This window comes from Oricola thermophila, assembly GCF_013358405.1.
GTDB classification, from domain to species: domain Bacteria; phylum Pseudomonadota; class Alphaproteobacteria; order Rhizobiales; family Rhizobiaceae; genus Oricola; species Oricola thermophila.
Map to the genome: position 1 here is coordinate 2,770,540 of NZ_CP054836.1, position 11,875 is coordinate 2,782,414.

The following is an 11,875-nucleotide window of genomic DNA, read 5'->3' on the forward strand; positions in this document are numbered from 1 at the left end:
GTCGGTGATTTCAAAGTTCTTCATTGTCGGAAGGCTCCTTGCCGCGCCTCGCGGAAACAGCCGTGGCAGCTGCATCGATGCGTTCGAGGGCAATACTGATATCCTCGTCACTCGCCGTTAGCGGCGGCAGGATGCGCACGACATTTTCCCCTGCCGGCACCGTCAGCATGTGGTTTGCGTATAGCTCGTTGACAACCTCGCCGTTCGGCACGACGCATTTCAGGCCCAGCATCAGGCCTTCACCGCGCACCTCTGCAAAAACGTCGGGATGGCGGTCGACGATCGAGGCCAGACCCTGCTTCAATCGCAACGCCTTGTCCCGCACCGTTTCGAGAAAGCCCTCCTCCAGAACCACATCAAGCACGGCATTGCCAACGGCCATGGCCAGGGGATTTCCGCCATAGGTGGTGCCGTGAACGCCCGGCACCATGCCCCGCGCGGCCTCCTCGGTGGCAAGGCAGGCCCCCATCGGGAAACCGCCGCCTATCGCCTTGGCCACCGCCATGATGTCCGGCGTCACGCCCGCCCATTCGTGGGCAAAGAGCTTGCCGGTCCGGCCCATGCCACACTGCACCTCGTCGAAAATAAGCAGCAGGCCCTTGTCATCGCAAAGGGCGCGCAGATCGCGCAGGAACTGCAGGGGCACCGGGCGGATACCGCCCTCGCCCTGGACCGGTTCGATCAGGATGGCGGCCGTTTCCTCCGTTATCGCCGCCTCAAGCGCATCCATGTCGTTGAAGGGAACCTGGTCGAACCCTTCCACCTTCGGGCCGAAGCCCTCCAGATATTTCGGCTGACCTCCCGCCGCGATTGTGGCCAGCGTCCGGCCGTGAAAGGCACCCTCGAAGGTAACGATGCGGAACCGCTCGGGATGGCCGCCAGCATAATGGTACCTGCGCGCCGTCTTGATCGCGCATTCCAAAGCTTCGGCACCAGAGTTGGTGAAGAATACCTTGTCGGCAAAGGTCGCATCGACAAGCCTTTGCGCAAGGCGACGCTGTTCGGGCACCTCATAGAGATTGGAAGTATGCCACAACTTTCCGGCCTGCTCGCGCAGCGTCTCCACAAGATGCGGGTGGGCGTGGCCAAGTGCCGAAACGGCTATACCGCCGCCAAAGTCGAGATATCGCTCACCACGCGTATCGACCAGCCACGACCCCTCTCCGCGGTCGAATGCGATGTCAGCCCGAGCATAGGTCTCGAAAAGCGGTGATGGTTCGTTCATCGCGGCGTCCTGCCAAGGGATTCAAATGAAAAAAGCCGCCCGTTCGGCGGCTTCCCGTTTTTAGGAGTTGGCCGCTCATCCGTCAATCAAAAGCGCTTCAACGGGTGGTTCGAGACGCCTCCAAGAGGCCGAGGCGCAAGTTGTTGAAAACCGCAAAAACTGATTCGTGTACCGAAGTGGGACTCTTGTCAGCGAGTCAACCGCCATAGTACGTTGCGGACGTGGCGGGACAACCGCGCAGAGTAAACTCCCAAGTATCGCGTTCAGGTGCCGGTTTTTTTCTTTCGAAAACCGAGCCACGGAGAGGGATTCTGCGCCAAAACCTGGATGGAGAGCTGAGTGAGCTGGACAGACGAACGCGTGGAACTGTTGAAAAAGCTTTGGACGGAAGGGCTGAGCGCGAGCCAGATCGCGGCACAGCTCGGCGGCGTCAGCCGGAATGCCGTCATCGGCAAGGTCCACCGGCTGAAGCTTTCGGGACGGGCAAAATCCGTCTCCACCGGTGCCCCCAAGGCCAAGCGCAGCGCCGCAACACGCCCTTCATCGTCGCGCGGCAGCTATAGCCGCGGTGGTGGCGGTGGCGGCGGAAGCACGGTGACAACCGTGACCCGCACGGTCGGCGCCACGGTCATGAAAACGGAGGCCGTTGCCCTCGCAGAGACCGACCAGCGCCCGATCGAGGATGTCGTCGTTCCGATTTCTAAGCAACTCAAGCTGGTCGAACTGAACGAAAACACCTGCAAGTGGCCGCAGGGAGATCCGCTTTCGGAGGACTTTCATTTCTGCGGACACCAGTCCGAGGAGGACTCCCCGTACTGCAAGTATCACGCGCGGCTTGCCTTCCAGCCATCGTCGGAGCGCAAGCGTACTCGCTAGACGAAAGGCAACCGACAATAGACCCGGGCGGCATCAGCCGCCCGTTACGTTTTCATCCAGGCATTTTCTTCAGACCGCCTCGAGCGAGTAGCCCGCACCGCGAACGGTGCGGATCGGGTCGCGCATCTTTCCGAAGTTGATCGATTTGCGCAGCCGCCCGATGTGGACGTCGACAGTGCGATCGTCGACATAGATATCCTCGCCCCACACGCCATCGAGAAGCTGCGCGCGCGAGAAGACACGGCCCGGCGCCTGCAGGAAGAATTCGAGGAGCCGAAACTCTGTCGGTCCGAGCTTGATTTCGCGGCCGCTGCGATAGACGCGGTGGGTTTCGCGATCGAGTTCGAGTTCGCCGACCTTGAGCACGCTGGCAACGATCTCGGGCCGGGCACGCCGGAGCATCGCCTTTACGCGGGCCATCAGTTCAGGCGTGGAGAACGGCTTGACCACATAGTCGTCCGCGCCGGTGGAAAGGCCGCGGATGCGTTCGCTCTCCTCGCCCCGCGCAGTCAGCATGATGATCGGCAGACGCTGCGTCTCGGGCCGGGCCCGCAGGCGACGGCACAGCTCGATGCCGGAAAGGCCGGGCAGCATCCAGTCGAGGATCAGCAGATCCGGAACCGATTCACGCAGCGCGATCTCGGCCTCGTCGCCGCGCAACTCGGCATCAACCCGGTATCCCTCGGACTCAAGATTGTATTTCAAGAGGACACTGAGCGCTTCCTCATCCTCGACAATCATCACCCTTGGCTGATTGCCCATGAGCATGCTCCCTTACATCAAGCATTCGGTTCATCGACCACGATGCGATGGGTCTTGTCTTCCTTCGGGCGAAAGGTCGAAAGCCGCTCGCCCGTGACTATGTAGTAGACGGACTCGGCGATGTTCGTGGCATGATCGCCAATGCGTTCGACATTCTTCGCGCAGAACAGAAGGTGGGTACAGGTCGTGATGTTGCGCGGATCCTCCATCATGTAGGTGAGGAGTTCGCGAAACAGCGAGGTATACATGGCGTCGATCTCGTCATCACGGTCGCGCACCATGTTGATGCGCGTGACCGAGCGCGATCCGAAGGCGTCGAGCACTTCCTTCAGCTGTGCGAGCGCCAGATCCCCCAGGTGTTCGATCCCGCGAACGAGATTGACCGAATTGCTGCGTTCGGAAATCGCGACAACCCGCTTTGCGATGTTCTTGGCGAGATCTCCGATGCGCTCGAGATCCGTCGCGATGCGGATCGTGGAAAACACCTCGCGCAGGTCGGCAGCCATGGGCTGACGCTGCGCGATAATCAGCACCACCTTTTCGTCGAGCAGCGCCTCTGCCTCGTCGAGGATCAGATCGTCGGCAATCACCTTCTGCGCCAACTGGATATCCGACTTCACCAGGGCACTTATGGAATTCTCCACCATCCGTTCGGCAAGACCGCCCATCTCGGCAATCTTGTGGGCGAGAAACTTCATGTCGTCGTCGAACGATTTCACCGTGTGGTTGGTTGGAACCATCGGATTTTCCTTCCTCAAAAGGCTGCTCTTCTCTGCGGGTACGCGCCCAGACGGGCCTAGCCGAAGCGGCCGGTTATGTAGTCCTGGGTACGCTTCTCCGACGGGTTGGTGAAAATCGTCTTGGTGTCGTCCACCTCGACAAGCAAGCCCAGATGGAACATGGCGGTACGCTGCGAAACGCGCGCGGCCTGCTGCATCGAGTGTGTGACGATGACTATCGTGTAGTTCTCGCGCAACTCGTCGATAAGCTCCTCGACCTTCGCGGTGGCGATCGGATCGAGCGCCGAGCACGGTTCGTCCATCAGGATCACTTCCGGCGACACAGCAATTGCGCGTGCTATGCAAAGGCGCTGCTGCTGACCACCGGACAGGCCGGTGCCCGGCTCGGCGAGACGGTCCTTCACCTCTTCCCAAAGCCCGGCGCCGCGCAGGCTGTATTCGACGACATTGTCGAGATCCGCCTTGGTCTTCGCCAAGCCGTGGATGCGCGGACCATAGGCCACGTTCTCATAGATCGACTTCGGGAACGGGTTCGGCTTCTGAAAAACCATGCCGACGCGAGCACGCAGTTCCACAACATCGATCGACGGATCGTATATGTTCTCGGAGTCGAGGGTGATGTTGCCGCTGACACGGCAACCGTCGATTGTGTCGTTCATGCGGTTGAGGCACCGCAGGAAAGTCGACTTGCCGCAACCCGACGGCCCGATGAGCGCAGTCACCTGGTGCTCGTAGATATCGAGACTGATATCGAACAACGCCTGTTTCTGGCCGTAAGACACGCAGACGTCTTCGCCCTTCATCTTCGTTCTGGGCTGGCCAGCGACCGCCCCGCCCTGGCCGTTCGTCGCGAACAGCTGATCGGCATCCACCTTCATGGCACTCTTCTCCATAATTCTACCACCGCCGTTCGAACTTCTGACGCAGATATACCGCCATTCCGTTCATCACCACCAGGAAACCAAGCAGGACAAGGATTGCCGCCGAAGTCCGCGACATGAAACCGCGCTCGGGACTGTCCGCCCATATGTAGATCTGCGTCGGCAATGCGGTTGCCGGTTCGAACAATCCGCCGGGCGGACTTGTTATGAACGCGTTCATCCCGATCAGCAGAAGCGGTGCCGTTTCGCCCAATGCCTGTGCAAGCCCGATGATGGTGCCGGTCAGAATGGTCGGCATCGCAAGAGGAAGCTGATGATGCAGGATTGCCTCGTGCTTGGACGCGCCGACCCCGAGTGCAGCTTCCGCGATCGACCCGGGAACCTGCTTGAGCGCGGCCCGTGTAACTATGATGATCGTCGGAAGCGTCATGAGCGAAAGCACCAGCCCGCCCACGAATGGCGCCGAACGCGGCAGGCCGAACCAGCCGAGAAACACCGCGAGTCCGAGCAGGCCAAAAACAATCGACGGCACGGCCGCGAGATTGTTGATGTTGATCTCGATCGTGTCGGTCCAGCGGTTCTTCGGCGCGAATTCCTCCAGATAGATCGCTGCAGCGATCCCAAGAGGAAAGCTGATGAGAAAGCAGACGAGAAGCGCGTAAAAGGTTCCGACAATGGCGCCCGCCAGACCGGCCAGCTCCGGGAACCGGCTGTCCGCATTGAAGAACAGGCCCCAGTTGAACGGCCGCGAGACGATTCCCTGCGCCACCAGCTGATCATAATATTCGATTTGCTCGTCACTTACACGCCGCTGGTTGGGAGGAAGGTTCCTGTCGATCTCTCCCTTGGCCAGCTGGTCGATCGGATCCGAGAAGGGAATCCGGAATGTCGAGGGGCCGGAAAGGAGCGAGGGATCCTTCCTGACCGCATCGCGGATAAGGTACTGGCCGTTCGAGGTGAACATCGAGAAATAGGCACGTTCCTCGCTGCGAGGCAGGTCCGGAACAAGCTTCCTGTAGGCATCGCGGGCAATACCGCGCCAGTTGGCTCCCATGAGGTCATAGGGATCGATCCCGGCCTCGCCGAGATCGATTTCGACCGAGACCATCGTCTGCCTGAATGCCTGGTGCCCCGAATAGGTCAGGGTGCCGACAAGCGTTGCCAGGAAACCGAGCGCAAAGAAAATCGCGATCAGGCCATAGGCCTGAAGCCGACGATCGGCGGCGTAGCGTGCCTTTCTCCGATTGGCCATTTCCCGGGACTTCCAGTCGACTCGAACGGCGCGCGGAACGGCAACCTTCGTCTGCATTGGCGTCGCGTCAGACATCAGTACTTCTCCCGGTAGCGGCGGACCACATTCAGGGCGATCAGATTGAGCCCCAAGGTGATGACGAAGAGCAGCAGTCCCAATGCGAATGCGGCAAGCGTCTTCGGATTGTCGAACTCGGTATCGCCGATCAGTAGCGTCACGATCTGCACGGTGACAGTGGTCACGGATTCGAAGGGGTTGATCGTCATCTTGGCTATCAGGCCGGCCGCCATGACCACGATCATGGTCTCGCCAATGGCGCGGCTCAACGCGAGCAGGATGCCGCCGACAATGCCCGGCAGAGCCGCGGGGAGAAGCACCTTGCGGATCGTCTCGCCCTTCGTCGCCCCGAGCGCATAGGAGCCGTCGCGCATTGCGCGCGGCACGGCTGCCAATGCGTCATCGGAAATGGACGAAATGAAAGGGATGAGCATGATGCCCATCACGCCGCCCGCCGCCAGCGCGCTGTTCGGCGCCGAGGGAATTCCCAAATTCAGCCCGAGGGCACGGATCAGCGGCGCAACCGTAAGCACGGCGAAGAAGCCGTATACGACCGTAGGAATGCCGGCAAGGATTTCCAGAAGCGGCTTCACGATCGAGCGAAATCTGGATCCCGCATATTCGGTCAGATAGATCGCCGACATGATGCCGACAGGCACCGCCACGACCATCGCGAGAAATGAAATGGCCATCGTGCCGAACAGTACCGGCACCATGCCGAAAGCCCCCTGTCCGGCAACCTGATCGGCGCGAAGGGGGATCTGCGGTTCCCATCGCGTTCCAAAGAAGAACTCCGTGAACGGCACCTTGGAAAAGAAAGCCACCGCCTCGTAGACCAGCGATGCGATAATGCCCACGGTCGTCAGGATGGCGACGGCCGACGCAAAGAGCATGAACCACGTCGCCGCGTTCTCGACCTTGTGACGGGCCCTGGTGCGCCGCGCGATCATCCTCATGGCGATAAACGCCCCGAAAACCGACAGGGCCGCCACGACAACAGCAAGCAGCGCGCCGGAAATGTAACGGAGGGAATGCAGCCTTTCGGCGGCGGCAATCACGTCGGGGGTCGGATCCGTAAAGGTGCGTCCCGAGGCCACCTGGCCGATTTCGCTGCGCAGAAGACTGCGCGCGGACGCATCGAGGGATTCGACGCCCGGCACCTGGGACACGACGATCCAGGAAACGATATTGTCGTTAAACAGCAACCAGAGGAGCAGAAAGATGAAAGACGGGATGCCAGTCCATATCGCCGCATTCAGCGCGTGATAAATCGGCCGCGAATGCGGCTTCTCGCCGTCGCCCGCAAACCGCGTCCGCGCCCGGCCATATGACAGGTAGGCCACAAAAGCCGCGGCAAGCACAATGAAAAGCAGGGCGTAAACAGGCATGGCTTTCCCCGTAGAAGAAAGCCGTCCGCCGGAAGGCGGACGGCCAATTGTCGAGCAGAAATTACATCTCGAGCTTCTTCGCCTCGAGAACGGCCTTGGCCGTTTCCTCGCGCAGATCGTCGGCCAGCGGCGTCAGGCCACGTTCCGCGAGATAGCCATCCGGGCCAAGCGCGGCCTCGGAGACGTACTCCTCGATGAATTCCTTCATGCCCGGGATCACGTCGCGGTGAGCGTTCTTCACGTAGAAGAAGAGCGGACGCGCAACCGGATAGGAACCGTCGGCGATCGTGTCGAAGGTCGGCTCAATGCCGTTGACGTTGACCGCCTTCAGCTTGTCGGAGTTCTCGTAGAGGAAGGAGTAGCCGAAGATGCCGACAGCATTCGGATCGGCCTCAAGGCGCTGAACGATGAGGTTATCGTTCTCGCCCGCCTCGACGAACGGGCCATCCTGGCGCATGCGCGAGCAGACCTCTTCCCACTTGTCCTCGTCGGCTTCCTCGAGTTCGGCCATGCCCGGCAGCCCGGAACAGCCGTCATGCATGACGAGCTCGACGAAAGCGTCGCGCGTACCGGAGGTCGGGGGCGGGCCGAAGGCGACGATGTCAACGCCCGGGAGCGACGGATCGATATCGGACCATTTCTGGTGGGGGTTGGCGATGAAGCCGCCCTTTCCATCCGGGATCTCGGCAGCGAGAGCCAGGTAGATCTGCTCCTCGGTGAGGTTCCAGTCGGTCTCGTTGGCGCGGGACACGGCGATGGACAGGCCGTCATAACCGATCAGGGCTTCGGTGATGTCCGTCACGCCGTTGGAAGCGCACAACTCGACTTCCGAACTCTTGATGGCGCGCGAAGCGCCGGTGATGTCAGCGTAATCTTCGCCAACGCCACCGCAGAAGACCTTGAAGCCGCCACCGGTACCCGTGGACTCCAGAACCGGCGCCGGGCGCCCGGTACGGTTCGCGAACTCTTCGGCGACAGCCTGCGAGTACGGAAAGACGGTCGAGGAACCGACGATCTGGATCTGATCGCGGGCTTCGGCGGCAGTCGCCAGCGCCGTCGCACCGAGAGCTGCAGCAAATGCAATCTTGAGGGTTTTCATGAGTTTCTCCCGTTTGGGCGTGTGTGATCTTCGACCGGTCAATGCCGGGCACCGGCGTTCTATCCCTCGCGCATTGCAGCTTTTATGACAGAGACAATACAGTTTTGTGACAGCCCAAGTGACTGATTATTCGGATATTTCCGAAACCAGCCCGCCTGACTTCCCGTCCCAGACCGGAATTGTGACGGTGAAAGAAGCGCCCTCGCCGATGCGCGACGTAACCGAAAGGCGACCGGAATGGCGCGTGACGATATGCTTGACGATGGCAAGCCCGAGGCCGGTGCCCTTCTTGGCGCGACTGGATTCCACATCGACGCGGTAGAACCTTTCGGTCAGGCGGGGGATATGCTCCTCGGGGATGCCGGGACCATAATCCCTCACGGCCACGCACACGGAATCGACTCCCGATACCGGTGCGCACTCGCCAACCACATCTATGCGCCCGCCGACCGCGCCGTAGCGGATGGCGTTTTCCATCAGGTTCGTGAACACCTGGATCAGCTCGTCGCGGCTACCCCAGACCCGGCAGCCCGGCTTGTCGATGGCAGCGAAATCCTGGCTGATCGAGACCTCGGCATCCGCCGCCGCCGGGCCGAGCGCCCCGCAGACATGGTGAAGGACCTCCGCAACATCCACAGGGCCGAAGTCGGTTCGACCGAATGCGGTCTCCAGCCTGCTCAGCGACAGAAGGTCGTCGATCAGCCGCGACATGCGGTCGGTCTGCTCCTGCATGATGGCCAGGAACCGATCGCGGGCAGCCGGATCGTCGCGCGCAGGGCCGGCCAGTGTCTCGATGAAGCCCGACAGCGATGCCAGCGGCGTGCGCAGTTCGTGGCTTGCGTTGGCAATGAAATCCGTCCGCATGCGGTCGATCCGGCGTGCCTCGGACAAGTCGCGGAAATGGAGCAGGAAAGGGGCGTCGCCGGCCGCCTCCTCCGGCAGCCGGACGACAACCGCTTCATACCAGCGCTCAATGGGATATCGCTCGACCACTTCGACCGGACCCGGCTCTCCACCGGACAGCGCCTCGTTCACGACGGCCAGCAATTCGGGAGTCCGGAACCGAAGCAACACCGAAGATCCCGGTCCCACCGTGTCATTGAAGAAGCGGCGGCACGCCGTGTTGACCGCATGCACCGTACCCTGCGCGTCGAACGAGACGAGCGGATCCGGAAGGCTGTTCATCACGGCGGCCGACCGCGCCTGGTCGCGCGTCTCCGCCGTACGCCCTTGCTGCTCAGCTCGCCGTTCCCTGGCGCTGCGCACCGGGGCAAAGGCACAGACCGCGAGCATGACCGCGATGCATCCGAGCATCGCGGAAAAACCGATGGCACCAGCTGCGGCAAGAGCGGCAAACAGAACCGTGGCGGCGGTCAGGGGGAAGCGGTTGGAGAACAGGCGCCGGCGCACGCCTCGAAGGATGCTCTCCCGTCCCGCGTCGGGCTTCTCCGCATCCGCGCCCGAGTCCTCGCGCCTTTCAGGCATGGTCGCCCCGCAGGATGAAATCGGCTGTTACCATCGCCGGCCCCGGCGTCTGGACGGCCCGGACGCGAAGCCATAGGCTGGCGCGACACCAATCGGCAGGTTCGGGAAAACGGCGTTCTGACATGGCAAGCAAATCACGCGCGATCGAGTTCATTATCGACGGAAAGAAGCGGGTATTCGATATCGACGATCCCAAACTGCCGGACTGGGTGGACGACAATGACATAACCGCCGGCGGCTATCCCTACAAGAAGCGGATGGACAAAGACGATTACGAACAGCAGCTGGAGGCGCTGCAGATCCAGATCGTCAACATGCACACGCACATGCAGAATACCGGCAAGCGCATGATCGCCGTCTTCGAGGGACGCGACGCCGCCGGCAAGGGCGGCTCGATCAGCGTGCTGCACGAATTCCTCAATCCGCGCACCGCGCGCAACGTGGCGCTGCCCAAGCCGTCCGACGTCGAGCGCGGCCAGTGGTACTACCAGCGCTACATCGAGCACTTCCCGACGACCGGCGAACTCGTCAGCTTCGACCGCTCCTGGTACAACCGCGGCGGCGTCGAGCCGGTGATGGGCTTCTGCACGCCGGAACAGCACCGCGCCTTCCTGCACGACACGCCGGAATTCGAGAAGATGATCGTCGAGGAAGGCATCGTCTTCTTCAAGTTCTGGCTCAATATCGGCCTCGAGACGCAGCTCAAGCGCTTCCACGACCGCCGCCACAGCAAGCTGAAATACTGGAAGCTGTCGGACATGGACATCATCGGCATGCGGAAATGGGACGACTACACCGCCGCCCGGAACACGATGATCTCGGCCACCCATTCGCCACATGCGCCATGGACGGTGATCCGCATGAACGACAAGCGGCGCGGCCGGCTGGAAGTGCTGCGCCACATCCTTCTCAACATGGACTACGAGGGCAAGGACCGCGACGCCATCGGCAGCCCGGATCCGAAGATCATCGGCACCGGTCCGGACGCGCTCGACTGACGCCGCCTAGCGGCGCAGCTCGCGGACCCGCACCCCGGACAGCTTGACGGCCCGTCCGCCATCGGAAATGTCGGTCACGATCGACACGGTGCCGGTGCCGGTGGCCCCGGAGGGTATCTCGGCCGCGAAAAGGAACTCTCCGTCGTTCTGCGTGACGGAGAAGCGTCGGCGTCCGCAATCGCCCTGCCCCGCGATGTCGCAGGTCACCGAAATCTGCGTCGGCGCGTTGACGTCGGAGCGCGCGATGATCGAGAACTGCGCCGTGCGTCCGGCCAGGGTCTGCATGACGCCCGACGGGATGTCGATCAACACCGGGCTCTCCGTATCCGGCGAAACGATGCGCGCGAACTGGCCGACCGCATCGCTTTCGATGACCGCGGACGCATTGCCGACGAGCGAGACGGTCGTCGGGTCGTCGGGCCGGAACAGGACGATCCAACCCTCGTCGCTGGCCGCCAGCTCGGGAAGGTGCGCCGGCCCGGAGGACGTCTTGGCGTCGGGATTGCCCCGGAAACTCTCGTTTTCCAGTTGCAGCGGCGGGTTGGGCACCGAAGTGTCCCGCTCGGCGGCCGACCGGAAGGCCCCGGTGGAGACGATCCACCATGCTCCCATGACGATCACCGCGAGAACAATGACTCCCGTGAGCATTTTCGCGAAGGGTGCGCGTCGCCTCGTTCCGGGCCGTTCCTCGCGGTCGGGCGCTTCGATGCGCGGCTCGGGTTCCACCCCGGCTTCGCGCGGCGCCTCGTCGCGACGCTCGGCACGCGGTTCGGCTTGCAGGGAGACCTCGGGACCGCGCGTCTCCGCTCGCGGCTCGGGCTGCACCTCCGGCGAGGCGGGAGCGGCAGGCGCAGGCTCTGCAAAGGCGGCCTCGGCGGCGCGGATCGCCTCGGCAAGACGCCGCTTCTGCTCGGCCACATGCGCCGCATCCGCATCGGGCTGGGAGGCGAGCGTGCGCTCGAGCGCATTGACGGCCGCACGATAGACACGCTGGCGAAACGCCGGATTGGACGCCTCGCCCCGGGCGAGCGCGTTCTTCAGCGCGATTTCCAACTCGTTGTCCGACATGTCTTTCCGGTCCACTCCACGCCAAAAGGCCGACATGCGGCCTG

Annotated in this window: 11 protein-coding genes; 2 read left to right on the forward strand and 9 right to left on the reverse strand. The window is 62.2% G+C overall.

The genetic code is table 11. The annotated features are described in order from the left end of the window. Positions 1-10: 10 nt before the first annotated feature. The gene (locus HTY61_RS13315; RefSeq protein ID WP_175277259.1) at positions 11-1,225 is read right to left on the reverse strand and encodes an aspartate aminotransferase family protein; all 1,215 of its coding nucleotides are present in this window, start codon (positions 1,223-1,225) and stop codon (positions 11-13) included. A 339-nt stretch (positions 1,226-1,564) separates the two neighbouring features. Here HTY61_RS13315 and HTY61_RS13320 point away from each other — a divergent pair, with 339 nt between their 5' ends. Further along, positions 1,565-2,101 (forward strand): GcrA family cell cycle regulator, encoded by a 537-nt coding sequence (locus tag HTY61_RS13320; protein ID WP_175277260.1) that lies wholly within the window; start codon positions 1,565-1,567, stop codon positions 2,099-2,101. 69 nt (positions 2,102-2,170) lie between these two features. On the opposite strand, the gene phoB is transcribed toward HTY61_RS13320, so the two are convergent. From phoB to HTY61_RS13355, 7 genes are all read right to left on the reverse strand, one after another. Continuing rightward, on the reverse strand, positions 2,171-2,863 hold the full coding sequence (gene phoB, locus HTY61_RS13325) for a phosphate regulon transcriptional regulator PhoB (protein WP_175277261.1): 693 nt from the start codon (positions 2,861-2,863) through the stop codon (positions 2,171-2,173). A 17-nt stretch (positions 2,864-2,880) separates the two neighbouring features. Continuing rightward, positions 2,881-3,603 carry a phosphate signaling complex protein PhoU gene (phoU, locus tag HTY61_RS13330; RefSeq protein ID WP_175277262.1) on the reverse strand — a complete coding sequence of 241 codons (723 nt, stop codon included), beginning with the start codon at positions 3,601-3,603 and terminating at the stop codon, positions 2,881-2,883. 56 nt (positions 3,604-3,659) lie between these two features. Then, a complete protein-coding gene (pstB, locus tag HTY61_RS13335; protein WP_246273050.1) occupies positions 3,660-4,406 on the reverse strand; it encodes a phosphate ABC transporter ATP-binding protein PstB in 747 nt (248 codons plus the stop codon). 94 nt (positions 4,407-4,500) lie between these two features. Then, positions 4,501-5,811, reverse strand: a complete 1,311-nt coding sequence (pstA, locus tag HTY61_RS13340; RefSeq protein WP_197945319.1) for a phosphate ABC transporter permease PstA — start codon at positions 5,809-5,811, stop codon at positions 4,501-4,503. Further along, positions 5,811-7,181 (reverse strand): phosphate ABC transporter permease subunit PstC, encoded by a 1,371-nt coding sequence (gene pstC / locus HTY61_RS13345; RefSeq protein WP_175277264.1) that lies wholly within the window; start codon positions 7,179-7,181, stop codon positions 5,811-5,813. Before pstC ends, pstA begins: the two co-directional genes overlap by 1 nt. A gap of 61 nt (positions 7,182-7,242) precedes the next feature. After that, a complete protein-coding gene (locus HTY61_RS13350) occupies positions 7,243-8,280 on the reverse strand; it encodes a PstS family phosphate ABC transporter substrate-binding protein (RefSeq protein WP_175277265.1) in 1,038 nt (345 codons plus the stop codon). Between the two features lie 126 nt (positions 8,281-8,406). After that, entirely contained in the window at positions 8,407-9,765 is a 1,359-nt protein-coding gene (locus tag HTY61_RS13355; RefSeq protein ID WP_175277266.1) for an ATP-binding protein, read from the reverse strand. Positions 9,766-9,887: 122 nt separating this feature from the next. Here HTY61_RS13355 and ppk2 point away from each other — a divergent pair, with 122 nt between their 5' ends. Then, positions 9,888-10,763, forward strand: a complete 876-nt coding sequence (ppk2, locus tag HTY61_RS13360; protein WP_175277267.1) for a polyphosphate kinase 2 — start codon at positions 9,888-9,890, stop codon at positions 10,761-10,763. Positions 10,764-10,769: 6 nt separating this feature from the next. Here ppk2 and HTY61_RS13365 read toward each other — a convergent pair whose 3' ends face one another. After that, positions 10,770-11,831: a hypothetical protein gene (locus tag HTY61_RS13365; RefSeq protein ID WP_175277268.1), complete on the reverse strand. Its 1,062-nt coding sequence runs from the start codon at positions 11,829-11,831 to the stop codon at positions 10,770-10,772. Between the last annotated feature and the right edge of the window lie 44 nt (positions 11,832-11,875).

Bases quoted from the DNA above. Each gene is read 5' to 3' on its own strand.
- HTY61_RS13315 (WP_175277259.1), bottom strand. From the start codon at position 1,225: ATGAACGAACCATCACCGCTTTTCGAGACCTATGCTCGGGCTGACATC.
- phoB (WP_175277261.1), bottom strand. From the start codon at position 2,863: ATGGGCAATCAGCCAAGGGTGATGATTGTCGAGGATGAGGAAGCGCTC.
- phoU (WP_175277262.1), bottom strand. From the start codon at position 3,603: ATGGTTCCAACCAACCACACGGTGAAATCGTTCGACGACGACATGAAG.
- pstB (WP_246273050.1), bottom strand. From the start codon at position 4,406: ATGAAGGGCGAAGACGTCTGCGTGTCTTACGGCCAGAAACAGGCGTTG.
- pstA (WP_197945319.1), bottom strand. From the start codon at position 5,811: ATGTCTGACGCGACGCCAATGCAGACGAAGGTTGCCGTTCCGCGCGCC.
- pstC (WP_175277264.1), bottom strand. From the start codon at position 7,181: ATGCCTGTTTACGCCCTGCTTTTCATTGTGCTTGCCGCGGCTTTTGTG.
- HTY61_RS13350 (WP_175277265.1), bottom strand. From the start codon at position 8,280: ATGAAAACCCTCAAGATTGCATTTGCTGCAGCTCTCGGTGCGACGGCG.
- HTY61_RS13355 (WP_175277266.1), bottom strand. From the start codon at position 9,765: ATGCCTGAAAGGCGCGAGGACTCGGGCGCGGATGCGGAGAAGCCCGAC.
- ppk2 (WP_175277267.1), top strand. From the start codon at position 9,888: ATGGCAAGCAAATCACGCGCGATCGAGTTCATTATCGACGGAAAGAAG.
- HTY61_RS13365 (WP_175277268.1), bottom strand. From the start codon at position 11,831: ATGTCGGACAACGAGTTGGAAATCGCGCTGAAGAACGCGCTCGCCCGG.